Here is a 23,788-nt window from a genome sequence, read left to right as displayed (position 1 = left end):
ATTCAGGGTTAACTTCTCGGGTGAGGGCGGGCGTCCGCCGGCGCGCCGAGGGGTGCGTCGAGGAACACCGCGGCGACGGCCTCCGTACGGCTGTTGACCCCGAGGCGCTCGAAGATGTTCTCGAGGTGCTTGCGGACCGTGTGCGGCGAGACCACGAGGATGCGTGCGATCTCGGCGTTCGTCCGGCCGTTCGCGACGAGCCCGAGCAGCTCGCGCTGGCGGTCGGTCAGCCTCCACGCGCTGCGGCGGTCCCGGCGGGTGCGGGTGTCGAACTCGGCCAGGTGGGGACGGAGCAGGCTGAGGGCGAGGCGGTCGGTCTCGCTGAAGTCCCGCCCCGGCCCGCGACTGAGCAGCACACGGCGTGAGGTGCCGGTGCCCGTGCCGAGCGACATCACGATCTCGTGCTCGACCCCCGACGGTCGCATGTGCTCGACGTACATCGGCCGTGCGCGCAGCTCTCGGGCCGAGGCGAAGTCCGAGACGCGCCACACCGTCGCGTGGTCGCCGGTGCGTTCGGGATAGGAGCACGACGCGGTCCAGAAGTTGCGCCAGAACATCCCTTCGTCCACGTCGACGGGTCCGGCCGCCGGTCCGACCTCGCGGTCGGCGATCGTGACCTGGCGGTACGGGTCGTACTCGGAGAAGCTCGTGACGTCGGCGCCGATGAGATCGCCGACAGCGGTGAGGACGTCCTCCGTCACGCCGGGGCACTCGTCGGGCTCGGCGCGTGCGAGCACGTCGAGGACCTTCGCGAGCCTGGTCTCGAGCGCCACGGCGCCTCCCCTCGGACCGCCCCGTCGGGCGCCTCGCCCTACGGGGAACCTAGCACCGCCGAGCGATGGTCGGGTCCCTTCGCGATCGATCGTGGCTTCCCGGACCGGGCCGGAGGAATACGAGGTTCGTCGTATTCCTCCCGGGCCGAGGGTCGGGCCAGTCTCGGAACAGGGCCGCGACGGACGGCCTGGTCCGGCCGAGGAAGGGACGAGCATCATGGGGACTCATCGCGGATCGGTCCGCTGGGCAGCGGTCGCCGCCTGTGCGGCGATGCTCCTGGGCGCTGGGGGAGTCGGTGCCGAGGCCCGTCCTGACCCGGGGCAGGACACGGGCCGCACCGGTGCCGCCGAACGACTGCACTGCCCGCTGGAGCGGGTCGGCCGGCAGTACGTCCGGTGCGACAACCTCACGGGTTGTGGCGTGGCGGCGCCGGCGTGGGTCCCACAACGCCGAGCATGACCGCGGCCCGGATCGCGCCAGGACCGCTGCGGGTGCGCGACACCCTCAGAGGAGCGGTTAGGGTCGCGGGCATGACCCAGCCCGTCGCCGTGATCACCGGAGCCGCAGGCGCCATCGGCAGCCGCCTCGTCGTCCGCTTCCGCGAGGCCGGGTACGTGGTCGTCGGCCTGGACCTGCCTGCCCTGGTCGGGGACGACGAGGCGATGGTGGGGTGCGACATCACCGACGAGGCATCCGTCGCCGGCGCCTTCGAGCAGGTCCTGGAGCGCGCCGGCCGGATCGACGTGCTGGTGAACAATGCCGGCATCTCGGCGATCGGGGCGTTCGCCGACCACGGAGTGGACGTGCACCGCCGGGTGATGGAGGTCGACTACCTGGGCGTGGTCGCCTGCACGCAGGCGGCGCTGCCGGCGGTGGTGGCGAGCCGCGGCCGGCTCGTGCTGATCGGTTCGGTCACGGGCTTCGCGCCGGTGCTGGGGCGGCCGGCGTACGTGGCTGCGAAGCACGCGGCGACAGGGCTGTACGAGGCCCTGCGCCCGGAGCTCGCTGGGTCGGGCGTCGGCGTGACGGTGGTGCACCCGACCTTCGTGACCGGGGGGATGGGGGAGGCTGCCGATCGCGCGTCGGGGACGGAGCGCGCGACGTCGGGTCCCGAGGTGACGTCGGACGACGTGGCCCGCGCGGTGGTCGACGGTGTGGTGCGTCGGCGCGAACGCGTCCTGGTCGGGCGGACCGCCCGGCTGTCGTGGTACGTCTCGCGGCTCTTCCCGCGCCTCTACGTCCGCCTGATGACACGACGCCTGGCGCGCTGACCGCGCGTGCGCCACCAGCCTGAGACGGCGTCTCGGCCGCGCAGGCGTGTGTCCGCCGGCCGCTTTCACTAGGCTGCGGAATGAATGTTCATTCCGCAGCGACAGCAGGAGGACGCATGGCCGACGGCCGGCTTCAGATCTTCGACATCATGGCGTGCAACGTCTACTGGGACTTCGGCACGCCCGGGGTCGGCAAGGAGCAGCACAAGTTCCTCGTCGCGCTCTTCCCGACCGGCGGCGCGCCGGCCCCGGAGCTGGTCGAACGCATCACCGCCCGCGGCCCGGACGGGTACGCGGTCGAGATCGCCAACCAGCCGTTCACCGCCGCCAACAAGAACGGTCACATCTACGACCGCACCACCGACGCGCACTGGTACATGCTCAATCTCGACGCCGGGTTCATGCCCGCCGGCGAGTACACGATCGAGGTGCGTGGCCGCGACGGCTCCGTGACCACGATGTCGCGGGTCCAGGAGGACGGTCCGACCAAGGCGATCGTCGAGGCGTACGTCGAGAACCGGCAGGCGCTGTACGACTCGTACAGCCCCGGCCAGGGCGACGTGCTCGACGAGGACGCGCCGCGTGAGGCCGTCGACATCACCTGGACCTCGCTGAAGGACCTCGCCGGGCAGGACGCGTACGCGATCTTCCGACTCAGCGCGGGCTCGAACGGACTCGAGTTCGACACGCAGAACCTGCACTGGTGGGACAACATCTTCCTCCAGCGTGCAACCGATCCGACCGCCGGGCTCAACCGGGACCGCGTCACGGTGACGAGCCCGTTCGCGCGCGATACTCCGTACGTGTACTTCACCGAGCTGACCGACGGCAACGCGATGGGGCAGACCAACATCTGCGTCTTCCAGCCGCACCAGAGCTTCCGTGCCTGACGACGACCCGACCCGCCCTCGCGCACCCAAGCGCGAGGCGATCCTGGACGCCGCGCTCGAGGTGTTCGCCGAGCGCGGCGTGCGGGGTGTTGCCGTCCCCGAGATCGCCGTGCGGGCGGGCGTGGGCACGGGCACGATCTACCGCTACTTCGACAGCAAGGAAGGCCTGGTCAACGAGCTGTTCCGTCAGCACAAGCAGGCGTTGGGTCAGCGGCTGGCCGTCGCGCTCGCGCGGCCGGCGGGATCGGCGCATCAGCAGTTCGCGAACCTGTGGGCCGCGCAGGTCGCGTTCGCCCGCGAGCACCCGGCGGCGTACCGGTTCCTCGAGCTGCAGGACCACCTCCCGTACCTCGACGAGGCCAGCCGCGAGGTCGAGCGCGACGTGCTCGCGCCGATCGCGCGCGGTGTGGAGCACGCGCAGCTGGCGGGCGCGCTGCGCGGCGACGTACGACCCGACGTGCTCGTCGCGATGCTGTGGGGCTCGTTCGTCCACCTGCTCAAGGCCGAGCGCCAGGACTACCTGACGCTCTCCGACGACGACCTCGCGGGCGCACGCGACGCCCTCTGGCGGGCGATAGCTCCCCTCTGAGGCGTGGCGTCGGGCGGCCGGGCCCCCTGGGACCCGGCCGCCCCCGCTGCTGCGCCGGCTCAGGCCGCGTACTCGGCCACCGTGGCGTACGTGCCGGGGTTCGGGGTCGCGAGCGCGCTCAGCCGGCGACCGTACTCGGCCGTGGCTGCCTGCTCCCCGTTGGCGGCGGCGTCCTCGGCGCTTCGCCATCGTGCGACGGTGACCACCCGGTCGCCCGCGGGCGATGCCAGGACTGTCGCCGACAGGAAGCCGGGCCGGTGCGAGAAGAAGTCCTCGACGGCCTCGCGGAGGAGGTCGACGACCTCCTGCTGCGTCGACGCGTCGACGTCGACGACGTTGATGAACGTCACGGGATCGGACATGGCTGCTCCTGCTCTCGAGGTGGGGAGGCGACGGGCGTCGGCTCCACCTCTCAGACGACGCAGCCGGTCGCTTCGTGAGGTCGGCGCGGCGCGCCTCACACTCCGCGGTCCTGCGTCGTCCTTGGTACGAAGGATGTCGGGGCCGGGCGACGGACGGAGGGGTCATGACCGGTGGAGCGGAACGGGGCGACGCCGGATCCGGGCCGGACGCGGCGAGCGACGATCGGAGCGTGCTGATCGGGATCTGCTACCGACTGCTGGGCTCGTTGAGCGATGCGGAGGACGCGGTGCAGGAGACGTACGTGCGCTGGTACCGCCTGAGCGACCGCGAACGGGAGGCGATCGCGACGCCGCGCGCGTGGCTGATCCGCACCGCCGGGCGGATCGGGTTGGACATGCTCGGGTCCGCGCGCGCACGACACGAGCGCTACGTCGGTGAATGGCTCCCCGAGCCGGTCCCGGCACCGGGTCGGTGGAGCACCCTGCCGGGCACCGGCGAGGTCGACGACCCGGCGGAGCGCGTGAGCCTCGACGAGTCGGTGTCCATGGCGCTGCTGGTGGTGCTGGAGACGATGACCCCGGCCGAGCGGGTCGCCTTCGTGCTGCACGACGTCTTCCGGTATCCCTTCGACGAGGTCGCGACGATCGTGGGGCGTTCGCCGGCCGCGTGCCGCCAGCTCGCCGCGTCGGCCCGTCGCCGGGTCGGTGACGCCCGCCGCGTCGCGGTCGCGTCGGCGGAGCACGCCGCGGTCGTGCGGTCGTTCGCGGCGGCGTGGCGCAGCGGGGACCTCCGTGCGCTCGTCGACCTCCTCGATCCCGATGCCACCGCGATCACCGACGGGGGCGGTCTCGTGTCCGCCGAGCTCGAGCCGATCCGGGGCGCGGAGGCGATCGCCGCGTTCTTCGTCGGTGTCCTGGCGCGGCGCCCCGACCTGGCCGTACGGGAGGAGGAGGTCAACGGCGAGCCCGGGCTCGTGGTGTCCCTCGGCGGCGAGACGACGGCCGTGATGGCGTTCGCCCTGGGCGGGTCCGCCGTCGAGCACGTCTGGGTCGTGCGCAACCCCGACAAGCTCCGCGCCTGGCGCCGGTGAGGCGGCCGGCTTCGGCGGCCACCGGCGGCCGCGGGGTCAGCGACCCAGGACCACCTGGGGGGTCGCGGCACCGATCGTGTCGACGACCGCGTCGGCGAGGGCGAGGGCGTCCTCCTCCGGAGGGAACGCACGGTTGGGTACGGCGACGACACGCATCCCGGCGGCGTGCGCGGAGCGGATCCCGTTCGAGGAGTCCTCGATCGCCGCACACCGCTGCGCGGCGACGCCCAGTCGGCCGGCGGCTGTGAGATACACGTCCGGTGCGGGCTTGCCGCGCTCGACCTCCTCGCTCGAGACGACCGCACCGAATGCGTCGCGGACACCGGCGAGGTCGAGCGCGAGCTCGATCAGCTCGCGGTTCGAGGAGGACGCCACCGCAAGCGGTACCCGCGGTGCGAGGGCGCGGATGGTGTCGACCGCCCCGTCGATCAGCGGCAGGTCCTCGCGGTAGGAGGCGGCCATCGCGGTGACCACGCGCCGGCCGATCTCGCGCGGCGATCCCGGAACGCCGAGGTCGTCGGACAGGTACGTCTCCCACTCCGCCGGGTTCATGCCCTGCATGGCGCGGGTGGCACCGTCCGGGTACGGTCGGCCGCTGTCGATCACCAGCCGCCGCCGCACGTCCTCCCAGCGCTCCTCGCTGTCCACGATCACACCGTCCATGTCGAACACGACTGCCTCGATCATGCGCCGAGCGTACGCGCGACCGTCCGGACCTACGATTCTCGACGTTGCGCCCGACGGGAGCCGGTCGGTGGGGAGAGTCGTACGTCCGGACGGTCGTCGCGGCGGCGCTCTATCCCTGGACGTAGGCCGCGAGGTTCGCGAGCGACGACGCGAGCCCGGCGGCGTGGTCGGCGGCCGAGATGCCGTCGGGCACGTCGTCGGCGCGGATCGAGACGAGCGCGCCGCTGCCGCGCGGTGCGACCGTCCAGGTCATCGTCATCGTGCCGGCGAACGCGGCGTCGTCGGCCACGAAGTCGACCGCCTGCACCACCCGTACGCCCTCGATCAGATCCACGATCCGGACGTCGACCACGTCGGAGTCCGCCGTGGCCTTCCCCGGAGCGCCGGAGGGGTCGTCGTAGGTCAGGACGAGACGGTACGAGCCGCCCGGGCGGATGTCGGCGTGCTCGAACCGACCGGTCATGCCGTCCGGGGGCAACCACGCCAGCAGCGCGTCGGGATCGACGAGGGCGGCGAACACCCGGGGAGCCGGGGCGTCCAGAAGGCGCTCGGCGGCGTCGGTGCGAGGCATGGTGTGACGTTACTGCGGCCGCGGCCTAGGGTGGGGAGCGTGCAGGGGGCTGGTGGCGACCGTCCGGTCCGCGGCGCCGGTCAGGAGGCGTCCGACGACCTGGAGCGGCTCACGCGCTGGGAGGCGGCCGGGGGAGCCTGGTGGACCGTCGCCGTGTCGGGCGGCGGGGTCACGGTGGTGCTGGCGCGCTGCGACGGCGGCGAAGAGGTCGATCGCTTCAGCTCCGACGACCCGCGCTTGGTCGCCTACGTCGACACCGCTCCCTAAACTTGACTCATTCAAGAAAACTGGCAGGATGAGGGCATGCCATCGGGACCGGACTACGAGCAGATGCTGCGGACCGCGTCGCTGCGCGTGACCCGGCCGCGGATGGCGGTCCTGGACGCGGTGCACACGCACCCGCACGCCGACACCGAGTCGATCATCGACGCCGTGCGTGGCGCGCTCCCGGAGGTCTCGCACCAGGCCGTCTACGACTCGCTGCACCGCCTGACGGCCGCAGGGCTGGTCCGGCGCATCCAGCCGTCGGGGTCGGTGTCCCGCTACGAGGCGCGGGTGGGCGACAACCACCACCACGTCGTCTGCCGCTCCTGCGGCCGCATCGACGACGTGGACTGCGCCGTCGGCGAGGCGCCGTGCCTGACCGCGTCCGACGACCACGGCTTCGCGATCGACGAGGCCGAGGTGATCTTCTGGGGGCTCTGCCCCCAGTGCGCTGCCCATCGCCGACCCGAGACCGAGCTTGCCTGAGCACGCGAGCGTGCCTGGGCACGAACGAGCCTGACCGCACAACGCCGCACGATCGGAAGGAATCGCATGACTGAGAACGAGCACGGTGCCAACGAGCAGGGTGTCACCGTCACCGACGTGGACGAGCCGAGGGAAGAGCGCGCGGCGGGAGGGTGCCCGGTCGCGCACGACGGCCGGATGCCGCACCCGACCCAGGGCGACGCCAACCGGGTCTGGTGGCCCAACCGCCTGAACCTCAAGGTCCTCGCCAAGAACCCGGCGGTCGCCGATCCGATGGATGACGACTTCGACTACGCCGAGGCGTTCCAGAGCCTGGACCTGCCGGCGGTCAAGTCCGACATCGCCGAGGTCCTGACCACCTCGCAGGACTGGTGGCCGGCCGACTTCGGGCACTACGGCCCGCTGATGATCCGGATGGCGTGGCACAGCGCCGGGACGTACCGCGTGGTCGACGGGCGCGGCGGCGCCGGCGCCGGACAGCAGCGCTTCGCCCCCCTGAACAGCTGGCCGGACAACGTCAGCCTCGACAAGGCCCGTCGCCTGCTCTGGCCGGTGAAGAAGAAGTACGGCAAGAGCCTGTCGTGGGCCGACCTCATGGTGCTCGCCGGCAATGTCGCGCTGGAGTCGATGGGCTTCAAGACCTTCGGCTTCGCCGGGGGCCGCGAGGACGTGTGGGAGCCCGAGGACGACGTCTACTGGGGCGCCGAGACCGAGTGGCTGGGCAGCGACAAGCGGATCTCCGGCGGCGCGGACCGCAACCTGGAGAAGCCGCTGGGCGCCACGCACATGGGCCTGATCTACGTGAACCCGGAAGGCCCCGAGGGCGTGCCGGACCCGGTCGCGGCGGCGCGCGACATCCGCGAGACGTTCGGCCGGATGGCGATGAACGACGAGGAGACCGCCGCCCTGATCATCGGCGGGCACTCGTTCGGCAAGACCCACGGTGCGCACCCCGACGACAAGCTCCAGGAGGACCCGGAGGCCGCGCCGCTGGAGGCCCAGGGCTTCGGCTGGAAGAACGGCTACGGCACCGGCAAGGGCCCCGACACCGTCACCAGCGGCCTCGAGGTCACCTGGACGACCACGCCGACGCAGTGGAGCAACGGCTTCCTCGAGATCCTGTTCGGCCACGAGTGGGAGCTGAGCAAGAGCCCCGCCGGAGCGCACCAGTGGGTCGCGAAGGACGCCGAGGCGATCATCCCCGACGCGTACGACCCGGATCGCAAGCACCTGCCGACGATGCTCACGACGGACCTGTCGCTCAAGATGGACCCGATCTACGAGCCCATCGCGCGGCGGTTCAAGGACAACCCCGACGAGCTCGCCGACGCGTTCGCGCGTGCGTGGTTCAAGCTGACCCACCGCGACATGGGCCCGGTCCAGCGCTACCTCGGCCCCGAGGTCCCGGACGAGGTGCTGCTGTGGCAGGACCCGATCCCGGCGCCGCAGGGCCCGGTGATCGGTGACGCCGACGTCGTGGCGCTGAAGGCCGCGATCGCCGCCTCCGGCCTGTCGGTCGCGCAGCTCGTCTCCACCGCGTGGGCGGCGGCCTCGTCCTTCCGCGCCAGCGACATGCGCGGCGGCGCGAACGGCGGCCGCATCCGCCTGGAGCCGCAGAGCGGCTGGGAGGTCAACGAGCCCGAGAAGCTCGCCGCGGTCATCCGTACGCTCGAGGGCGTCCAGGACGACTTCAACGGACGGGGCGGTGCTCAGGTCTCGTTCGCGGACCTCGTCGTGCTCGGCGGTGTCGTCGGCGTGGAGCAGGCCGCGAAGGCGGCCGGGCTGGACCTCGAGGTGCCGTTCACCCCGGGCCGTGGTGACGCGACCCAGGAGCTGACCGACGTCGAGTCGTTCTCCTACCTGGAGCCGGCCTCGGACGGGTTCCGCAACTACCTGCGCAAGGACCAGACCCTGCCGGCGGAGTTCCTGCTCGTCGACCGGGCCAACCTGCTCGGGCTGAGCGCTCCGGAGATGACCGTGCTGATCGGTGGCCTGCGGGTGCTCGGCGCCAACTACGCCGACTCCGACCTCGGCGTGTTCACCGACGCGCCGGGCACGCTGACGAACGACTTCTTCGTCAACCTGCTCGACCTCGGTCACACCTGGAAGCCGGTCGAGGGGGAGGACGGCCTCTACGCCTGCTTCTCCGACGCCACCGGTGAGCAGGTGTGGAGCGGCAGCCGGGTCGACCTGCTGTTCGGCTCGAACTCCGAGCTGCGGGCCGTCGCGGAGGTCTACGCGAGCGACGACGCGAAGCAGAAGTTCGCCCGTGACTTCGTCGCGGCCTGGGCGAAGGTGATGGACGCGGACCGCTTCGACGTCTGAGTCCGACGGCGGACCTCCGGATCCGCATCGTTCGCCGGCGAGGGCCGGTCCTGCGTACGCGGGGCCGGCCCTCGGTCGGTTGTCAGTCGCCCCGCCTATCGTCGGTGCATGGCCAAGATCCTGTTCGACACCGCAACGAGCCTGAACGGCTGGATCGCCGACGAGGACAACTCCCTGGACTGGCTGTTCGCCGTCGACGGGGGTGAGCATCCTGACGAGGGCCTGTTCCCCTCGGAGGCGAGCGTGCTGGTCGAGGGCTCCACGACGTACGCCTGGGTGCTCGCCCAGGAGGACATCCTGGCGCACCCGGAGAAGTGGCAGAACTTCCACGGCGACAAGCCGACCTTCGTCTTCACGACGCGCGACCTGCCGGTCCCGGAGGGGGCGGACGTCCGGTTCGTCTCCGGGTCCGTGGCCGACGCGCTGCCGGCGATCCGGGAGGCCGCGGGTGACGGCGACGTCTGGGTGGTCGGCGGTGGCGATCTCGCCGGCCAGTTCATCGACGCCGGCGCCTTGGACGAGATCGCGATCTCGGTCGCGCCGGTCGCCCTCACCGGCGGCGCCCCGCTCCTCCCGCGCCGGCTCGAGTCCGACCGGCTGCGCCTCGTCTCGGCGACTGCCGTCGGGCAGTTCGCGCGACTGGTCTACGCCGTGCGGTCCGTCGACTCGGACTGAGCCGGTCGACGGCGACCTCCGACACCGCCTCGCCCGCCCTCGAGGCGCTGCTAGGTCCGGCCCGTGCGGTGGATCATCGCATACCGGAAGGCGCCCGGGAGGTGGATCTCCGACGTCCAGTAGCCCACGCGGCCGAGCCGGCTCACGCCGGTGGCGTCGAGCGTGAGCACGGGCTCACCCGAGGGCTGGTCGAGACGCTCCGCGTCCTGGTCGCCGAGCGCGGCCGCGGACGGCCAGGCGATCTCCCACTCGATGCGTTCCCCGGTCAGCTCCGGCGCGATCTCGAACAACGACCGCGCCGGGTCGACGTCGTCCGGGTCGATCCCGGGCCCGATCCGGATGGCGTCCCGTGCGAGCATCACCGGGAGACCGTCGGCGGACCAGCGTTTCGCCACGCGCAGGACCTGAGTCTCCGGCGGGAGCTCGTACTCGCGTGCCTCCTGTGAGGAGATCGCGGAGATCTCCGACGCGAGCACGTCCAGCGTGGGAGTGCGACCCATCGCCGCGATCAGCTCGGACTGGTCGATGCGCTGGTCGAACCGCGCCGGGACGTCGAGCAGCGAGGTGTTCACGACTGTGTCGGCGCCCTTGCGGCGGTGGATGTACCCGCGCTCCTCGAGCCGGACCAGCGCTTCGCGCAGCGCCGGGCGGCTCATCGACAGCGTCGCTGCGAGCGCCGGCTCGCTCGGCATCACCCCGCCGGCGCGGGCAACCTCGTCCCACAGCGCCTGCAGCCGCCGCTGAACCGAGGGCGGCGGGCCGTCGGGAGGACTTGCGGACTGCGCGGACGTCACCACGCAGGCGAGCCTATCGCTGCTCCGGCGCGGCGCGATGGATCGTCGACGCCGTGGTCGACTCGGCCACGACGCGCCCGTCACGCAGGACCTTCCAGGGTCGAGCGTGCTCACGCAGCACGTCGACCACCCGCTCGTCGGAGTGGATGCACAGGTTCGCAGCGCGACCGACCTCGACCGCGTGCCCGTCGAGCCCCAGCACCTGCGCGGCCCGCCCGGTCACGAGCTCGATCAGGGTGCGCTGCTCACCGGCGGACAGGAAGCCGAGGACGTGCGCAGCCAGGAACGCCACCTCGAGCATGCTGTGCCGGCCGAACGGATAGTAGGCGTCCTCGATGTCGTCCTGCCCGAGCGACACGTGGAGGCCCTCGGCGAGGAACTTCCGCACCGGTAGGTGCAGCGGACCCGTGTGCGGGTCGGAGACGAAGCCGAGGCCTGCGCGACGGGCGAGCTCGACCAGGCGGCTCACGGTGGGCTGGGGGTACTCGCCGATCGCGCGCGCGTGGCACGCGACGCCCCGTCCGACGAGGTCGTGGTCGAGCATCGCCTCGCCGAGCATGGCCGTCGTGCGCAGCGACGGGTCGCCCGCGTCGTCGACCAGCATGGCCACGCGTCGGCCGGTGCGGGACGCGAGCGCGCACGCCCACTCGACGTGGGCGCGTGCGTCACGGTCCGTGCTCTCGATCCACGGGATCCCGCCGACCACGTCGGCACCGATCCGGAGCCCCTCCTCGCAGAGCTCGGCGGCGCCCGGATCACGCAGGACACCGTCCTGCGGGAATGCCACGACCTGGAGGTCGACGAGGCCGCGGTACTCCTCGCGCACCGCGAGGACCGCCTCCAGTCCCTCGAGTCCCGCCGACGTGTCGACGTCGACGAAGGCCTGGACGTGCAGCACGCCGTTCACCACCGCGAGATCGAGGGCGCGGCGGACGTTCGGCATGATCCAGGCCCGGTCGTAGCTCTGCTTCACCGTCGACGCGTCGCGGACGATCGAGCCGAGCGCATCGCCCATCGAGTCCGAGGTGTACGCGTGCAGGGCCGCGTCGCCTGCCCTCTCGAGCGTGTAGACCTTCTCGAGGTGCATGTGCGGGTTGACGAACGTCTCGGTGACGAGTCGTCCGTCGGCGTCGATGCGGTCGCGGGAGGCGACGCTCACGGGATCTCCGACGTGGCGGAAGCGCCCGTCGCTGATGCCGAGCGTCACGACGCGGCCGTCGAGGAGCCGGGCGTGGTCGACGACGAGGTCGAAGGTGCCGTCGTGCTGGGTGCTCATGGTTGCCTCAGCCCTTGAACGTGACGGTCTCGACCAGGTTCAGCGACCGGCGCAGGGTGTTGCCGACCGGGCAGGTCTCCACGCCGTGGCGCAGCAGTCCCTGCTGCTCCTCGGTGAGCGATCCGGTGATGGTGACGTCGGCCATCACCCGCGAGATCCGCAGCTCGCGCTCGCCCGGGTCCAGCGGTCCCTTGGTCGGCCGGTTGACCCGCAGCGAGAGCCGTACGGAGGCGTCGGCGTAGTCGAAGTCGTGCTGGCGCGCGACTCCTCGGAGCGTGCCGGCGATGCACCCGCCGAGCGCGGAGAGGATCAGGCCGAACGGATTCGGGGCGGCGCCGTCGCCCGCGAACTCGCGCGGCTCGTCGATCACGACGGAGTGCTCACCGCCGATCGTGGCGACGGAGGCGAAGTTGTCGAGGCTGCGCACGACGACGTCGCGGTTGGCGGAGGCTGCGTTCTGATCGCTCATCGCAGACGGACCTTTCGTGGAGAACCTGTCTGACAGGCACCGTAGCGCCTGTCAGACAGGTGTCAAGTCCCTCCGTCGTCCCGGCATCAAGGATTGACGTCGTAGACACACTTCATGATCCCGTTGCCGTACGCCTCGTACTCGGCCAGCCGGAGCCTCGTCGTGTCCTTGTCAGCATCGCTGAACAGGCGCTTGCCGGCCCCGAGGAGCAACGGGAAGACGAGCAGGTGGTAGCGGTCCACGAGACCGGCATCGGCCAGCGCGTGCCCCAGCGTGGCGCTGCCGTGGACGGCGATCGGACCGCCCTCGGTCTCCTTCAGCGCCGCGACGTCGTCGAGCGACCGCAGGACGGTCGCCGGCCACCGCTCGTCGTCGGACTCGAGCGTCGTGGACACGACGTAGCGCGGCATCGCGTTGTACTCCGCGAACTCCTCCATCGTCGGCCACACCGGCGCGAACGCCTCGTAGCTGCGCCGCCCGAGCAGCAGCGCCGTCGTCTCCTCCTGCTCGCGGCCCTTGATCTCGTAGGCCGCCTCGTCGAACTCCACGTCCTTGAACGTCCAGCCGGAGTTGCGGTACCCCTCCTCGCCGCCCGGCGCCTCCATCACGCCGTCGGCCGAGACGAACGCCGTCACGATCAGTGGTCTCATCGGTGCATCCTTTTCGTCGCTGTGGTTCGCGGTCTCGACACGCTCGACCGGCGATGCGATCGAGCCTCTCGACAGTGCGCCGAACGGGCCCGCCGGATTTCGACAGCCGGACCGCCGAATCCGCTCAGCCGATCCTCGGCACCGCGGCGAGCGACGAGGCGAGGTCCTCGTCGCTGAGCGGGTCGTCGCCGAGCCGGCCGTGCAGGAACGAGTCGTACGCGCCGAGCTCGAGCAGCCCGTGCCCGGACAGACCCACCACGATCACCGGCTCCTCGCCGGCCTCGGCAGCGGCGAGCGCGGTCCGCCGAACCTGGGCGAGCGCGTGCGAGGACTCCGGGGCGGGCACGATCCCCTCCGTCCGGGCGAACTCGGTCGCCGTCTCGAAGCACTCGCTCTGGTGCAGCGCGACCGCGTCGATCATCCCCTCCTCGACGACGTGCGAGACCAGCGGCGCCATCGCGTGGTACCGCAGGCCGCCGGCGTGGATCGGCGACGGCACGAAGTCGTGGCCCAGCGTGTGCATCTTCATGAGCGGCGTCATGCCGCCGGTGTCGCCGAAGTCGTAGCGGTACTCGCCCCGGGTCAGCGTCGGGCACGACGCGGGCTCCACAGCGGTGATCCGCGGTGCCTGGCGACCCTCGAGCCTCTCCCGCAGGAACGGGAACGCGAGGCCGGCGAAGTTCGAGCCGCCGCCGGCGCACCCGATCACGTGGTCGGCGCCGGACTCGCCCGCCTTCGCGAGCTGGAGGACGGCCTCCTGACCGATCACGCTCTGGTGCAGCAGCACGTGGTTGAGGACCGAGCCCAGCGCGTACTTCGTGGCCTCGTCCTGGGCGGCCAGCTCGACCGCCTCGGTGATCGCGATGCCGAGCGAACCGGGGTGCCCGGCGTCGAAGCCCTTGCCGAACCCCGTCAGCGTGCTGGGCGACCGGTGCACCTTCCCGCCGAAGACCTCGATCAGGGTGCGGCGCTGCGGCTTGGTGTCGTACGACGCCCCGACCTGCCACACCTCGCACTCGACGCCGAACAGGGCGCACGCGTACGCCAGAGCCGTGCCCCACTGCCCGGCCCCGGTCTCGGTCGTGAGCCGCGTGACGCCGTTGATCGCGTTGTAGTAGACCTGCGGCACCGAGGTGTTCGTCTTGTGGGATCCGGCCGGCGAGACACCCTCGTACTTGTAGTAGATCCGTGCGGACGTGCCGAGCCGCTGCTCCCACCGTCGTGCGCGCACGAGCGGTGACGGGCGGTACTGCCGGTACACGTCGCGCACCGGCTCCGGGATCTCCACGTAGCGCTCGGCGGTCACCTCCTGGGCGATCAGCTCCGGCGGGAAGAGCGGCGCGAGGTCGTCCGGCCCCACGGGCTGGTGCGTGCCCGGGTGCAGCGGCGGAGGCGGCGGGGTCGGCAGGTCCGCGACGATGTTGTACCAGTGCGTCGGCATCTCCGACTCGTCGAGGGTGATCCGGATCCGGCCGTTCGTCATGCTTCCTCCAGGCTCGCTCGCGTCGCCACAGCGTAACCGCACTCGGCCTCCGTAGAGTGGCTCCGTGGTCAGCGCGGTGACGTGGTGGGGGCACTCGACGGCGACCGTCGAGATCGGCGGACGACGGGTGCTGACCGACCCCGTGCTCGTCGACCGCTTCGCGCACCTCCGACGGCACAGCGCGTCACCCGACGCCTCGGCCGCCACGGCCGACCTCGTGCTGGTCTCGCACCTGCACCTCGACCACTTCCACGTGCCGTCGCTGCGCCGGCTGGCTCCCGGGACCGTCGTGGTGGTGCCGGAGAGCAGCTCGGGGCTGTTGTCCGGTCTGGGCCTCGACGTGCGTGAGGCCGTGGCCGGCGACCGGCTGCAGCTGTGCGGACTGAGCGTCGAGGTCCTGCCCGCCGACCACCCGGCGAGCCGGCACCGGTGGTCGCGGCGCGCGTCGATGCCGATCGGGTTCCGGGTCGCCGGCGACGACGGCTCCTTCTGGTTCCCCGGCGACACGGGGCCCGCGACCGACCTGACCGGCGTCTCCTCCGTCGACCTCGCGATGGTCCCGGTCGGCGGCTGGGGGCCGACGCTGGGGGAGGACCACGTCGACCCGGTGCAGGCCGTACGGCTGGTCGAGCAGGTCGGGGCGCGCTGGGCCGTGCCGGTGCACTGGGGCACGTTCTGGCCCGTCGGGATGGGGCGGGTGGCGCCGGCGACGCGGCGGCACTTCTTCGAGACGCCCGGTCAGCGGTTCGCCGACGCCCTCGCCGAGGCGGGCGCCGACGTGGAGGCCCTGGTCACTCCTGCGGGTCGTCGGGTCCTGCTGAACGGCGGCTGAGCGGACGGCGCCAGCGCGAACGGCGGTCGAGCGCGGTCTCGACGTGGGAGTCGACGTGCTCACCGAAGTGGTCGTCGAAGTTCTCGACGAGGTGGTCGGTGACCTGCTCGGTCATGGCGTCGCCGAGCTCGTCCTGCATCGCCCGGACCCGCGCCTTGCGGTTGAGCCGCTGGATCTCGCGGTACTCGCTCTTGAACACCTTGTAGAGCGCGAAGCACATCGCGATCATGATCACGCTGAACGGCGCCGCGGTGAGGATCGCGCCGGTCTGCAGGGCGCCGAGCGCATCGAGCGGATCGTCGGTCGCGCGGCTGCCTGCGAGGAGCAGCCCGATCGCGACCGATCCCTCGATCACCGCCCACATCACCCGGCTCCACTTCGGAGGGTTCGTGTCGCCTCCGGACGCGAGCATGTCGACGACCAGGGAGCCGGAGTCCGACGAGGTCACGAAGAAGATCGTGACGAGCAGGATCACGATCCCGACCAGCAAGGTCCCGCCGGGCAGGTCGCCGACCAGGTTGAACAGCACGTTCTCGCTCGTCACCGTGCCGTCGTCGTTCGTCAGACCCCCGCCGCCGAAGATCTGCTGGTAGAGCGCGCTGCCGCCGAGGATCGAGAACCACACCATCGAGACCAGCGTCGGCACGAGCAGCACACCGAAGACGAACTCGCGCACCGTCCGGCCGCGTGAGATCCGTGCGATGAACAGCCCGACGAACGGCGCCCACGAGATCCACCAGCCCCAGTAGAACGTCGTCCACGCGCCCTGCCACGCCTCGCCGTCCTCGCCGAAGAACGCGCTCGTCGAGAAGCTCAGCGGGATGACCTCGAAGAGGTACGCGCCGATGTTCTCCACGAAGCTGCGCAGCAGGAACAGCGTCGGGCCGAGGATCAGGAGCACGACCGCGAACACGCCGGCGAGCGCGATGTTGAAGTTCGACAGGATCTTGATGCCGATGTCGAGGCCGGTGACGACGGAGATCGTCGCGATCGCGGTGATCGCGACGATCAGCGCCACCATCAGCGGGTCGGTGGCCTCGTCGACGACGTCCAGGTAGACCAGGCCGGCCGAGATCTGGGAGACGCCGAGACCGAGCGACGTCGCGACCCCGGCGATGGTCCCGACGATCGCGACCACGTCGATCAGGTCGCCGACCCACCCCTTGACCCGGTCGCCGAGCAGCGGCTCGAGGGTCCACCGCAGCGAGATCGACCGACCGCGCCGGTGGATCGCGTACGCGAGGGCCAGGCCGACGACCACGTAGATCGCCCAGGCGTGGACGCCCCAGTGCAGGAAGGTCTGCGCCATCGACAGGTGGGCGATGTCCGCGTCGTCGCCGCTCCACCCCGGCTTCGGGTCGACGTAGAACGAGAGCGGCTCGGCGGCGCCCCAGAAGACCAGACCGATGCCCATCCCGGCGGCGAACAGCATCGAGAACCAGACGAAGAAGCCGTACTCGGGACCCTCGTCGTCGGGGCCGAGCGTGAGGTCGCCGAACCGCCCGATCGCCATCCAGAGCGAGAAGATCACGAAGCCGGTGACGCTCAGGGTGTAGTACCAGCCGACCGAGCCGATCACCGCGTCGTTGAGCGTGCCGAAGACCTCGCCGGTCCGGACCGGGAACGCCATGCTGAGGCCCACCACCACCAGCAGCAGGATCAGCGCCGGGAAGAACACCGACGGTTTGACGGACTTGCGCTCCAGCGTCGCCTTGATGCTCTCGTCGTCCGGGTCGTGCTGGTCGTGCGTCTCGCTCGTGTCGCTCGCGCTCATCGTCGTGGGCTCCTCCCGCTGTCCGCCCCTTCACCCTGTCGAGGGATCGTGCTCGGGGCAACCGGACACCCCGTGAGGACCGGCGAGGTCCGCGGCCGCCGGTGATCCTGGTCACGGCGCGCTAGGCTCGATGAGACCACCCGGAGCGGGAGGTTCGACGATGGCATGGGTCGCGTGGCTGGGGCTGGCGGTGCTGCTCGGCATCGCCGAGGCCGCGACGCTCACGTTCGCCTTCGGGCTGCTGGCCGGTGCCGCGCTCGTGGCCGCCGTGGTCGCCGGGCTCGGCGCGCCGGTGCTCGCCCAGGTGCTGGCGTTCGTCCTCACCGGTGGGGTGTCCCTGGCCGTCATCCGGCCGATCGCGCGCCGCCAGATGCGGCAGCCGCCGTTGCTGCGCGACGGCACCGACGCCCTCGTCGGCAAGACGGCCCTGGTCATCCACGAGGTCAGCGCCCGGCACGGCGCGGTGCGGCTGTCCGGCGAGGAGTGGACCGCCCGCCCGTACGACGAGCACCTCGTGATCCCCGAGGGCACGTTCGTCGACGTGATGGAGATCGACGGCGCCACGGCCGTCGTCTACCCGCACGAGGAGCTGTCGTGACGACCCCCCGGACCGGGCGGGGAACTCGTCGCAGAGAGGAGTCCCGATGGAACTCATCGTCCCGTTGATCATCGCGGCCGTCCTGGTCGCCTTCATCGCGCTGTCGGCCGTGAGGGTGGTGCCGCAGGCCCGCCGCTACAACATCGAGCGCTTCGGTCGCTACCGCGCGACCCTGCAACCGGGCCTGAACTTCATCATCCCTCTCGTGGACCGCGTCAACACCAAGCTCGACGTCCGCGAGCAGGTCGCGTCGTCGCGTCCGCAGCCGGTCATCACCGAGGACAACCTCGTGGTCAACATCGACACCGTCCTCTACTACACGATCACGGATCCGCGGGCCGCCGCGTACGAGGTGGCGAACTACCTCCAGGCGATCGACCAGCTGACCGTCACGACGCTGCGCAACGTGATCGGGTCGATGGACCTCGAGCGCACCCTGACCTCGCGCGAGGAGATCAACGCGCGGCTGAGGGAGGTGCTGGACGACGCCACCGGCAAGTGGGGGATCCGGGTGAACCGCGTCGAGATCAAGGCCATCGATCCGCCGTCGACGATCAAGGAGGCGATGGAGAAGCAGATGCGCGCCGAGCGCGACAAGCGGGCGGTGATCCTCCATGCCGAGGGCGAGCGACAGGCGAAGATCCTCAGTGCGGAGGGAAGCCGGCAGCAGGAGATCCTGATCGCTCAGGGCGACCAGCAGGCCGCGATCCTGCGCGCCGACGGCGAGGCGAAGGCCGTCGAGCGGGTCTTCCAGGCCGTGCACCGCAACGACGCCGACCCGAAGGTGCTCGCCTACAAGTACCTCGAGGTGCTGCCCGACCTCGCGGGCGGCGAGAACAACACGTTCTGGGTCATCCCGGGCGAGCTCACCGAGGCGGTCCGCACGATCACCTCGGCCTTCAGCGACCACGAGCGTCCCGCGAGCGCCTTCCCGCGCCAGCTCGCCGGGTCGGGAGGGGCCGAGACCGGACCCGACGACGAGGATCCCACGGTCGCGGCCGGCGCAGCCGAGGCCGAGAGCGCGATCGCCGACGCCGACGCGGAGGATGCTGCCGTCGCGGCCGCGGAGCAGGCCCAGGCAGCCGTGGAGGACGCCAAGGCGGAGGCCGAGGCGGCCAGGGCCGCATCGACCGGCCGCGCAGGCGGCTGAGCCGCCCGGCGGCCGAGACGGGCGTCAGGACCCGGCGTTCTCCGACGGACGGCCCTCGGCTGCGGCTGCGATGTCCTCCAGGTCGCGGCGCATGATCTTGCGCGTCACCGACCGTCCGAGCGGCGCGGTCAACGTCTCCACGAGCCGCTTGAGCCGGCTGGTGCTCGTGTCCTCCCCGCGGAACTCCATCGTCAGTGCGGTGCCCGCTCCCGAAGGCTCGAGCGTGAACGTCGTGTCGTAGTCGATGCCGCCGGCTCGGGCGCGGACGACGGTGGACCGTGGCGGGTCGACTGCGCCGACCCACATCTCCTGCGTCTCCTCGCGCCCGAACACCCGGCGGGTCTCGCGCCAGCGGGTGCCCACGGCGTAGGGACCGTCGGTGAGGACCTCGATCCGGGTGACGCCGGTCAGCACGGCGGCCGTGCCGGGCAGGTCGGTGAGCACCTCCCACACCCGTTCGGGCGGTGCGGCGACATCCTGACTGAGCGAGAGCACGTGCGCGACCACGGCCCGAGTCTAGGCGAGGGCGAGCGGCGTGGTGGCCCGCGCGCCGGTACGGTGGCGGGCGAGCGCAGCAGACGCTGAGCGAGAGCGGACGAGGGGGCGAACGATGGTGGGACGGCGTACGGCGGGGCTCGGAGCAGCGGCGGTGATGGTCCTGGCGGTGCTGGCCGGCTGCGCCGAGGCGGATGACGTCACCGAGGACGCTGCACCGTCACCGGCGTCGGCCGTGCCGACCGACGCAGGCACGGCCACCGACGACGGCGACCCGGGCGAGCCGGGCGACGAGATCACGATCGGGCCCGACCAGGAGCACGACGTCACCTCCTCCGAGGCCGCGCGCGTGCACTGCGACGGTGGGGGCGAGATCGACGTCCGCGCTGCGACGAGCGTCGCGATCACGGGCTCCTGCGAGGACGTCGACGTCTCCGCGACCGGAGCGACCGTCAGCATCGAGGCCACCGACGACCTGTCGGTCGAGGGCGACGAGAACGAGGTGAACGTCGACCAGGTGCGTGAGATCGACGTCGAGGGGGCGCGCAACGACGTCTCGTTCGGCGGCTCTCCCCAGGTGGACGTCACCGGCCCCGACAACCACGTCGCGGGGTCCTGAGCCGACCGAGCCGAGCGAGGAGGTCCGCGGTGCCGGACTACGGACACGAGCTCTCCTTCGGGGCGTTCCTGACGCCGAGCAACGCCGACCCCGCCGCCGTGGTCGCGCTGGCGGTGCACTGCGAGGACGCCGGCCTCGACCTCGTCACCTTCCAGGACCACCCGTACCAACCACGCTTCCTCGACACCTGGACCCTGCTGTCGTACGTCGCCGCGCGTACGCGGCGTGTCCGGCTGTCGGGCAACGTCCTGAACCTGCCGCTGCGCCAGCCGGCCGTGCTCGCGCGATCGGTGGCGAGCCTGGACCTGCTCAGCGGCGGGCGGACGGAGCTGGCTCTCGGCGCAGGGGCGTTCTGGGACGCGATCGTGGCGATGGGAGGCACCCGGCTCTCGGCAGGTGAGGCCGTGCAGGCGCTGGGCGAGGCGATCGACGTGGTCCGTGGGATCTGGGACACCACGGACCGCCGCCCGTTGAAGGTGCCGGGGGAGTTCCACCGGTTGGACGGGGCCAAGCGTGGCCCCGCGCCGGCGCACGACGTACCGATCGTTCTGGGGGCCTACGGGCCACGGATGCTGACGCTGGTCGGTCGGAAGGCGGACGGGTGGCTGCCCAGCCTCGGGTTCGCGCGCGACCTCGACCTCGGTGCGGGCAACGAGCGCATCGACGCGGCCGCGGTGGAGGCGGGACGCGACCCGCGGGCGATCCGCCGCATGCTGAACGTGGTCGGCGACGGCCTCCACGGCACGGTCGCGGACTGGCCCGAGCAGGTCGCGGAGCTTGCGCTGCGGGACGGCATCTCCAGCTTCGTGCTCGGGACCGACGACCCCGAGCTGCTGAGCCGGTACGCCCGCGAGGTCGCGCCGGCCGTCCGCGAGCAGGTCGCGACGGCACGGGACGGGCGCGCGACGTGAGTGTCTCGCGGCCCCATCCGTGGTCCGACGGCCCGCGTAGCCGCCCGGTCGTCCTCGGCGTGGATCACGACCAGAACCCGGTGGTCGTACGGGCGGCGGCGCGGATCTCGGCCGCCATGCGGACAGGACTGGTCTGCGTCTGGGTGGACGGGTCCCGCACGATCGTCAGCGACGAGCCCGGGGCCTTGATCACGACGCCGCTCGACCCCGACGAGACCGACGAGGCCGTGGTCGCGGCGGAGCGGGCGATGATCGAGCGGCTGAGCCCGCTGCTCGTGGACGCCGGCGTCTCCTGGCAGCTGCGGTACGTGGTCGGCGAGGTCGTGCACGGGCTGGCTGCCGTCGCCGAGGAGGTGGACGCCTGTGTGATCGCCGTCGGGACGCGGCGGCCGGGCATCAGCGGCTGGATGAACGAGCTGATCGGTGGCTCGGTCGCCGGCCGGCTCGCTCACAGCCAGCTGCGTCCGGTGCTGGTCGTCCCGCAGCGCCGTCCGGGCGACGGGCCCGAGGGCGGCGCGTGAGCCGGCCCCACCACCGGGTGCCGGGACTCGTGCTGGTCGTCGCGCTCGGAGGGTTCCTCGGAACGGCCGCCCGCGCGGGCCTCGCGGTGTGGTGGCCCCACGACCCTGACGCCCTGCCGGTGGCGACGCTGACCGCGAACCTGCTCGGCGCCTTCGCCCTCGGTCTGCTGCTGGAGGCGCTGATCCGCTCCGGCGACGAGACACCGGGTCGGCGACGGTGGCGCCTCGGACTGGGTACGGGTGTGCTCGGCGGCTTCACGACGTACTCCAGCCTGGCGCTCGAGGTCACCGACCTGCTCGACGCGGGGAAGAGCGGACTCGCGCTCGCGTACGCCCTGGGGACAGTGGTCGTCGGGTTCGTGGCATGCGTCCTCGGCGTGCTGCTGGGTGCGCGGCTGCACCACCGGCGCCGTGCGGTCGCGCTGCCGACGGATCCCGACGCCGCCGACGTCGACGGAGACCGGGCATGAGCGCGGCGGCGTTCCTCCTGGTCTGCCTCGGCGGGGCCGTGGGTGCGGCGGGGCGGTTCGTCACCGACCAGTCGATCCGCGCACGATGGCCGACGGTGCTCCCGGTCGGGACGATCGCGGTGAACGTCGTCGGCTCGTTCGTGATCGGGCTCGCGGTCACCGGCCTGGAGGGCGACGCGTACCGCGTGGTCGCGATCGGGTTCTGCGGCGGGTTCACGACGTTCTCGACGGCGACGACCGAGACGGTCCGCCTCGTCCAGGCCGGTGACGTGCGCCGCGCGCTCGTCAACGCCTTCGGCACGCTGCTGCTCGCGATCGCTGCCGCGGCCGCCGGGCTCGCTCTCGGCGACGCAGTCTTCGGCTGAGTCCGTCCACCGTCGGCAACGACGAGACCTTTGGACCGCCGTGTGGGCGAGATGTCTCGTCGCTCGACGCGGGTGCCGGCCCGAGGATGCGATCATCGGAGCATGACGCTGCACCTCGTCGGCGATGCCGAGGCCGACCGACTCCTGGACTCCGACCCCTTCGCGCTGCTGACCGGGATGCTGCTCAAGAAGCGTTAGCAGGAAGGGTTCACCTCGACACGCTTGTCCACTGGAATTACAGTGAAGCGATGAAACCTATGTTTGACGAGGTGGCATGGACGAGTCTAAAGTAGACATGGATGGGCATCCGCCCATCGTTCGGTCGTCGGGCTTCAAGCACGGCTTGACGGCAGATCAGATTCGAGCGGCGGCGCAGACACCAGCATTGGGTCGACCGTACGAGACGGAGTCAGGGGTACTGATCGAGGTTCACTTCCTTCCCTCCGATGGTCGACCGATTGAGCTCGGCTACGCCGAGTCCGACGAGCTCGGCTCGGTCCTGATCCACGCCAACTTCCTAACCAAAGCCGTGCGCCGCAGGGCGCAACTCCCGTGAGTGAGGTGATGCAGATGCCGATGAGTATGGACGAGCTGATCGCTCGAGCAGACGAGCTCGCAGGTTCCATCGAGAACTACGAGCCGACGGAGGAGGACTACGAGCGGGCGGAGAAGAACTACCGGCACAAGCTCATGCACGCCGTGATGCGGCGCGGGTTCGCCGAGCGGGACCTCGCCGAGGCCGTGGCCGAAGCTCGCGAGAACAACATGTCGTGGGCACTGATCGGAGACCTGCTCGGGGTGAGCGGTCAGGCGGCGTCGAAGAAGTACGGAGCGGCGAAGTCGGCGGGGGGATCGCTCGGGGAGAGGGTCGTTAAGGGGCGGGTTGCGTCAAGCGGGCCGGGCTACGGCCTGGCTCTTCACGGCCTCCCGAAGGCAGACCGTGAGCCGCGGAACTTCGTGGTCGCAGCCCTCAAGGACGCGATGCCGCAGAACGCCGAGCTCGTCGTGTTCCTGGGTGACGCTGCCTCCAAGTTCGAGGCTCACGTGCAGCACGGCGACGAGCCCCGCAAGGTAGCCGAGGTGTTCAGGCACAAGCTCGAGGAGGTGGAGCACTGAGCTCAGTCTCCACAGCCGCAAGTGGGCCCCGCACTTGGTCGATCAACACCGAGTCCGGGGCGCTTGTGGGCAGCGGTCGCCGGCACGGCGACGACCTATGCAGGCATCTTCTCCCTCTCGTTCGCCCGCCTTCACGTCGTCGCTGAGTGGGCGATCATTCCGAGCTACCCCCGACGGGGGGTGCCGGTGTTGCTGGACGGCGATCTTCGTCTGCACGGTGGCCGCGCTGACGCAGAAGAGGCGAAGTTAGTCGACCCACCTCGCCTGGTTCGTGCTCGCA

General features: G+C 71.3%; 29 protein-coding genes. 18 read left to right on the top strand and 11 right to left on the bottom strand.

Annotation, left to right across the window (positions count from 1 at the left end):
- Nucleotides 1–8 precede the first annotated feature (8 nt).
- A complete protein-coding gene (locus CLV56_RS17280) occupies nt 9–773 on the bottom strand; it encodes a helix-turn-helix transcriptional regulator (protein WP_100415342.1) in 765 nt (254 codons plus the stop codon).
- Nucleotides 774–1,304: 531 nt separating this feature from the next.
- On the opposite strand from CLV56_RS17280, the gene CLV56_RS17275 reads away from it, so the two are divergent.
- The 3 genes from CLV56_RS17275 to CLV56_RS17265 all read left to right on the top strand — a co-directional run bounded on the left by CLV56_RS17275 (nt 1,305) and on the right by CLV56_RS17265 (nt 3,524).
- Nucleotides 1,305–2,045, top strand: a complete 741-nt coding sequence (locus tag CLV56_RS17275) for an SDR family NAD(P)-dependent oxidoreductase (protein ID WP_039359277.1) — start codon at nt 1,305–1,307, stop codon at nt 2,043–2,045.
- A 116-nt stretch (nt 2,046–2,161) separates the two neighbouring features.
- Entirely contained in the window at nt 2,162–2,935 is a 774-nt protein-coding gene (locus tag CLV56_RS17270; RefSeq protein ID WP_039359280.1) for a proline racemase family protein, read from the top strand.
- Nucleotides 2,928–3,524 (top strand): TetR/AcrR family transcriptional regulator, encoded by a 597-nt coding sequence (locus tag CLV56_RS17265; RefSeq protein WP_039359283.1) that lies wholly within the window; start codon nt 2,928–2,930, stop codon nt 3,522–3,524. Before CLV56_RS17270 ends, CLV56_RS17265 begins: the two co-directional genes overlap by 8 nt.
- A gap of 59 nt (nt 3,525–3,583) precedes the next feature.
- Here CLV56_RS17265 and CLV56_RS17260 read toward each other — a convergent pair whose 3' ends face one another.
- The gene (locus tag CLV56_RS17260) at nt 3,584–3,886 is read right to left on the bottom strand and encodes an antibiotic biosynthesis monooxygenase family protein (RefSeq protein WP_039359286.1); all 303 of its coding nucleotides are present in this window, start codon (nt 3,884–3,886) and stop codon (nt 3,584–3,586) included.
- Nucleotides 3,887–4,050: 164 nt separating this feature from the next.
- Between CLV56_RS17260 and sigJ the strand changes: the two genes are divergently transcribed.
- Nucleotides 4,051–4,977: an RNA polymerase sigma factor SigJ gene (gene sigJ, locus CLV56_RS17255; protein WP_039359288.1), complete on the top strand. Its 927-nt coding sequence runs from the start codon at nt 4,051–4,053 to the stop codon at nt 4,975–4,977.
- 36 nt (nt 4,978–5,013) lie between these two features.
- On the opposite strand, the gene CLV56_RS17250 is transcribed toward sigJ, so the two are convergent.
- Both CLV56_RS17250 and CLV56_RS17245 read right to left on the bottom strand, forming a co-directional pair.
- Nucleotides 5,014–5,664 carry an HAD family hydrolase gene (locus CLV56_RS17250; protein ID WP_039359293.1) on the bottom strand — a complete coding sequence of 217 codons (651 nt, stop codon included), beginning with the start codon at nt 5,662–5,664 and terminating at the stop codon, nt 5,014–5,016.
- Between the two features lie 109 nt (nt 5,665–5,773).
- The gene (locus tag CLV56_RS17245; RefSeq protein ID WP_039359296.1) at nt 5,774–6,235 is read right to left on the bottom strand and encodes an SRPBCC domain-containing protein; all 462 of its coding nucleotides are present in this window, start codon (nt 6,233–6,235) and stop codon (nt 5,774–5,776) included.
- A 39-nt stretch (nt 6,236–6,274) separates the two neighbouring features.
- Between CLV56_RS17245 and CLV56_RS17240 the strand changes: the two genes are divergently transcribed.
- The 4 genes from CLV56_RS17240 (at nt 6,275) to CLV56_RS17225 (ending at nt 9,985) form a co-directional block, all read left to right on the top strand.
- Nucleotides 6,275–6,502, top strand: a complete 228-nt coding sequence (locus CLV56_RS17240) for a hypothetical protein (protein ID WP_157805209.1) — start codon at nt 6,275–6,277, stop codon at nt 6,500–6,502.
- A gap of 36 nt (nt 6,503–6,538) precedes the next feature.
- The gene (locus CLV56_RS17235) at nt 6,539–6,985 is read left to right on the top strand and encodes a Fur family transcriptional regulator (RefSeq protein ID WP_039359302.1); all 447 of its coding nucleotides are present in this window, start codon (nt 6,539–6,541) and stop codon (nt 6,983–6,985) included.
- A 66-nt stretch (nt 6,986–7,051) separates the two neighbouring features.
- Nucleotides 7,052–9,310 carry a catalase/peroxidase HPI gene (gene katG, locus CLV56_RS17230; protein ID WP_039359304.1) on the top strand — a complete coding sequence of 753 codons (2,259 nt, stop codon included), beginning with the start codon at nt 7,052–7,054 and terminating at the stop codon, nt 9,308–9,310.
- Nucleotides 9,311–9,418: 108 nt separating this feature from the next.
- Complete coding sequence (locus CLV56_RS17225) at nt 9,419–9,985, top strand: dihydrofolate reductase family protein (protein ID WP_039359306.1); 567 nt, start codon at nt 9,419–9,421, stop codon at nt 9,983–9,985.
- 50 nt (nt 9,986–10,035) lie between these two features.
- On the opposite strand, the gene CLV56_RS17220 is transcribed toward CLV56_RS17225, so the two are convergent.
- The 5 genes from CLV56_RS17220 to CLV56_RS17200 form a co-directional block, all read right to left on the bottom strand.
- Nucleotides 10,036–10,782, bottom strand: coding sequence for a GntR family transcriptional regulator (locus CLV56_RS17220; RefSeq protein ID WP_039359308.1), 747 nt, complete (start codon nt 10,780–10,782; stop codon nt 10,036–10,038).
- 10 nt (nt 10,783–10,792) lie between these two features.
- Nucleotides 10,793–12,055: an amidohydrolase family protein gene (locus tag CLV56_RS17215; protein WP_039359310.1), complete on the bottom strand. Its 1,263-nt coding sequence runs from the start codon at nt 12,053–12,055 to the stop codon at nt 10,793–10,795.
- Nucleotides 12,056–12,062: 7 nt separating this feature from the next.
- The gene (locus CLV56_RS17210; protein WP_039359312.1) at nt 12,063–12,524 is read right to left on the bottom strand and encodes an OsmC family protein; all 462 of its coding nucleotides are present in this window, start codon (nt 12,522–12,524) and stop codon (nt 12,063–12,065) included.
- 86 nt (nt 12,525–12,610) lie between these two features.
- Nucleotides 12,611–13,174, bottom strand: a complete 564-nt coding sequence (locus CLV56_RS17205; RefSeq protein ID WP_039359315.1) for a dihydrofolate reductase family protein — start codon at nt 13,172–13,174, stop codon at nt 12,611–12,613.
- Between the two features lie 124 nt (nt 13,175–13,298).
- The gene (locus CLV56_RS17200) at nt 13,299–14,657 is read right to left on the bottom strand and encodes a TrpB-like pyridoxal phosphate-dependent enzyme (protein WP_039359318.1); all 1,359 of its coding nucleotides are present in this window, start codon (nt 14,655–14,657) and stop codon (nt 13,299–13,301) included.
- Nucleotides 14,658–14,721: 64 nt separating this feature from the next.
- Here CLV56_RS17200 and CLV56_RS17195 point away from each other — a divergent pair, with 64 nt between their 5' ends.
- Nucleotides 14,722–15,489, top strand: coding sequence for an MBL fold metallo-hydrolase (locus CLV56_RS17195; RefSeq protein ID WP_100415339.1), 768 nt, complete (start codon nt 14,722–14,724; stop codon nt 15,487–15,489).
- Here the strand turns inward: CLV56_RS17195 and CLV56_RS17190 are convergent.
- The gene (locus tag CLV56_RS17190) at nt 15,449–17,263 is read right to left on the bottom strand and encodes a BCCT family transporter (RefSeq protein ID WP_039359665.1); all 1,815 of its coding nucleotides are present in this window, start codon (nt 17,261–17,263) and stop codon (nt 15,449–15,451) included. The two genes, CLV56_RS17195 and CLV56_RS17190, sit on opposite strands and share 41 nt — an antisense overlap.
- Before the next feature lie 160 nt (nt 17,264–17,423).
- Here CLV56_RS17190 and CLV56_RS17185 point away from each other — a divergent pair, with 160 nt between their 5' ends.
- Both CLV56_RS17185 and CLV56_RS17180 read left to right on the top strand, forming a co-directional pair.
- Nucleotides 17,424–17,861 carry an NfeD family protein gene (locus tag CLV56_RS17185; RefSeq protein ID WP_039359663.1) on the top strand — a complete coding sequence of 146 codons (438 nt, stop codon included), beginning with the start codon at nt 17,424–17,426 and terminating at the stop codon, nt 17,859–17,861.
- Nucleotides 17,862–17,907: 46 nt separating this feature from the next.
- Nucleotides 17,908–19,011 (top strand): SPFH domain-containing protein, encoded by a 1,104-nt coding sequence (locus CLV56_RS17180; protein WP_039359660.1) that lies wholly within the window; start codon nt 17,908–17,910, stop codon nt 19,009–19,011.
- A 24-nt stretch (nt 19,012–19,035) separates the two neighbouring features.
- Here CLV56_RS17180 and CLV56_RS17175 read toward each other — a convergent pair whose 3' ends face one another.
- Nucleotides 19,036–19,518, bottom strand: coding sequence for an SRPBCC family protein (locus tag CLV56_RS17175; RefSeq protein ID WP_039359658.1), 483 nt, complete (start codon nt 19,516–19,518; stop codon nt 19,036–19,038).
- 103 nt (nt 19,519–19,621) lie between these two features.
- On the opposite strand from CLV56_RS17175, the gene CLV56_RS17170 reads away from it, so the two are divergent.
- From CLV56_RS17170 to CLV56_RS17140, 7 genes are all read left to right on the top strand, one after another.
- Nucleotides 19,622–20,125 (top strand): DUF3060 domain-containing protein, encoded by a 504-nt coding sequence (locus CLV56_RS17170; RefSeq protein WP_100415338.1) that lies wholly within the window; start codon nt 19,622–19,624, stop codon nt 20,123–20,125.
- 29 nt (nt 20,126–20,154) lie between these two features.
- Nucleotides 20,155–21,036, top strand: coding sequence for an LLM class flavin-dependent oxidoreductase (locus tag CLV56_RS17165; protein ID WP_100415337.1), 882 nt, complete (start codon nt 20,155–20,157; stop codon nt 21,034–21,036).
- Nucleotides 21,033–21,557 carry a universal stress protein gene (locus CLV56_RS17160; RefSeq protein WP_100415336.1) on the top strand — a complete coding sequence of 175 codons (525 nt, stop codon included), beginning with the start codon at nt 21,033–21,035 and terminating at the stop codon, nt 21,555–21,557. The genes CLV56_RS17165 and CLV56_RS17160 overlap by 4 nt, the downstream gene beginning before the upstream one ends.
- On the top strand, nt 21,554–22,027 hold the full coding sequence (locus CLV56_RS17155) for a fluoride efflux transporter FluC (RefSeq protein ID WP_039359655.1): 474 nt from the start codon (nt 21,554–21,556) through the stop codon (nt 22,025–22,027). Before CLV56_RS17160 ends, CLV56_RS17155 begins: the two co-directional genes overlap by 4 nt.
- Entirely contained in the window at nt 22,024–22,392 is a 369-nt protein-coding gene (locus tag CLV56_RS17150) for a fluoride efflux transporter FluC (RefSeq protein ID WP_039359652.1), read from the top strand. The genes CLV56_RS17155 and CLV56_RS17150 overlap by 4 nt, the downstream gene beginning before the upstream one ends.
- Before the next feature lie 274 nt (nt 22,393–22,666).
- Entirely contained in the window at nt 22,667–22,948 is a 282-nt protein-coding gene (locus CLV56_RS17145; protein WP_039359649.1) for a hypothetical protein, read from the top strand.
- Between the two features lie 14 nt (nt 22,949–22,962).
- A complete protein-coding gene (locus CLV56_RS17140) occupies nt 22,963–23,508 on the top strand; it encodes a hypothetical protein (protein ID WP_157805206.1) in 546 nt (181 codons plus the stop codon).
- The last annotated feature ends 280 nt before the right edge of the window (nt 23,509–23,788 follow it).

Origin of the sequence: Mumia flava, assembly GCF_002797495.1 — a bacterium.
In the GTDB taxonomy this organism is placed as follows: domain Bacteria; phylum Actinomycetota; class Actinomycetes; order Propionibacteriales; family Nocardioidaceae; genus Mumia; species Mumia flava.
The sequence above is the reverse complement of the archived record's forward strand: the minus strand, read 5'-3'. Positions and strand labels throughout refer to the sequence as shown.

What these genes read in the sequence shown, in the direction of transcription:
- CLV56_RS17210 (WP_039359312.1), bottom strand. Translation starts at nt 12,524, where the DNA reads ATGAGCGATCAGAACGCAGCCTCCGCCAACCGCGACGTCGTCGTGCGC.
- CLV56_RS17140 (WP_157805206.1), top strand. Translation starts at nt 22,963, where the DNA reads ATGCCGATGAGTATGGACGAGCTGATCGCTCGAGCAGACGAGCTCGCA.
- sigJ (WP_039359288.1), top strand. Translation starts at nt 4,051, where the DNA reads ATGACCGGTGGAGCGGAACGGGGCGACGCCGGATCCGGGCCGGACGCG.
- CLV56_RS17275 (WP_039359277.1), top strand. Translation starts at nt 1,305, where the DNA reads ATGACCCAGCCCGTCGCCGTGATCACCGGAGCCGCAGGCGCCATCGGC.
- CLV56_RS17180 (WP_039359660.1), top strand. Translation starts at nt 17,908, where the DNA reads ATGGAACTCATCGTCCCGTTGATCATCGCGGCCGTCCTGGTCGCCTTC.
- CLV56_RS17145 (WP_039359649.1), top strand. Translation starts at nt 22,667, where the DNA reads ATGGACGAGTCTAAAGTAGACATGGATGGGCATCCGCCCATCGTTCGG.
- CLV56_RS17245 (WP_039359296.1), bottom strand. Translation starts at nt 6,235, where the DNA reads ATGCCTCGCACCGACGCCGCCGAGCGCCTTCTGGACGCCCCGGCTCCC.
- CLV56_RS17260 (WP_039359286.1), bottom strand. Translation starts at nt 3,886, where the DNA reads ATGTCCGATCCCGTGACGTTCATCAACGTCGTCGACGTCGACGCGTCG.
- CLV56_RS17190 (WP_039359665.1), bottom strand. Translation starts at nt 17,263, where the DNA reads ATGAGCGCGAGCGACACGAGCGAGACGCACGACCAGCACGACCCGGAC.
- CLV56_RS17225 (WP_039359306.1), top strand. Translation starts at nt 9,419, where the DNA reads ATGGCCAAGATCCTGTTCGACACCGCAACGAGCCTGAACGGCTGGATC.
- CLV56_RS17205 (WP_039359315.1), bottom strand. Translation starts at nt 13,174, where the DNA reads ATGAGACCACTGATCGTGACGGCGTTCGTCTCGGCCGACGGCGTGATG.
- CLV56_RS17215 (WP_039359310.1), bottom strand. Translation starts at nt 12,055, where the DNA reads ATGAGCACCCAGCACGACGGCACCTTCGACCTCGTCGTCGACCACGCC.
- CLV56_RS17170 (WP_100415338.1), top strand. Translation starts at nt 19,622, where the DNA reads ATGGTGGGACGGCGTACGGCGGGGCTCGGAGCAGCGGCGGTGATGGTC.
- CLV56_RS17150 (WP_039359652.1), top strand. Translation starts at nt 22,024, where the DNA reads ATGAGCGCGGCGGCGTTCCTCCTGGTCTGCCTCGGCGGGGCCGTGGGT.
- CLV56_RS17270 (WP_039359280.1), top strand. Translation starts at nt 2,162, where the DNA reads ATGGCCGACGGCCGGCTTCAGATCTTCGACATCATGGCGTGCAACGTC.
- CLV56_RS17200 (WP_039359318.1), bottom strand. Translation starts at nt 14,657, where the DNA reads ATGACGAACGGCCGGATCCGGATCACCCTCGACGAGTCGGAGATGCCG.
- CLV56_RS17235 (WP_039359302.1), top strand. Translation starts at nt 6,539, where the DNA reads ATGCCATCGGGACCGGACTACGAGCAGATGCTGCGGACCGCGTCGCTG.
- katG (WP_039359304.1), top strand. Translation starts at nt 7,052, where the DNA reads ATGACTGAGAACGAGCACGGTGCCAACGAGCAGGGTGTCACCGTCACC.
- CLV56_RS17250 (WP_039359293.1), bottom strand. Translation starts at nt 5,664, where the DNA reads ATGATCGAGGCAGTCGTGTTCGACATGGACGGTGTGATCGTGGACAGC.
- CLV56_RS17185 (WP_039359663.1), top strand. Translation starts at nt 17,424, where the DNA reads ATGGCATGGGTCGCGTGGCTGGGGCTGGCGGTGCTGCTCGGCATCGCC.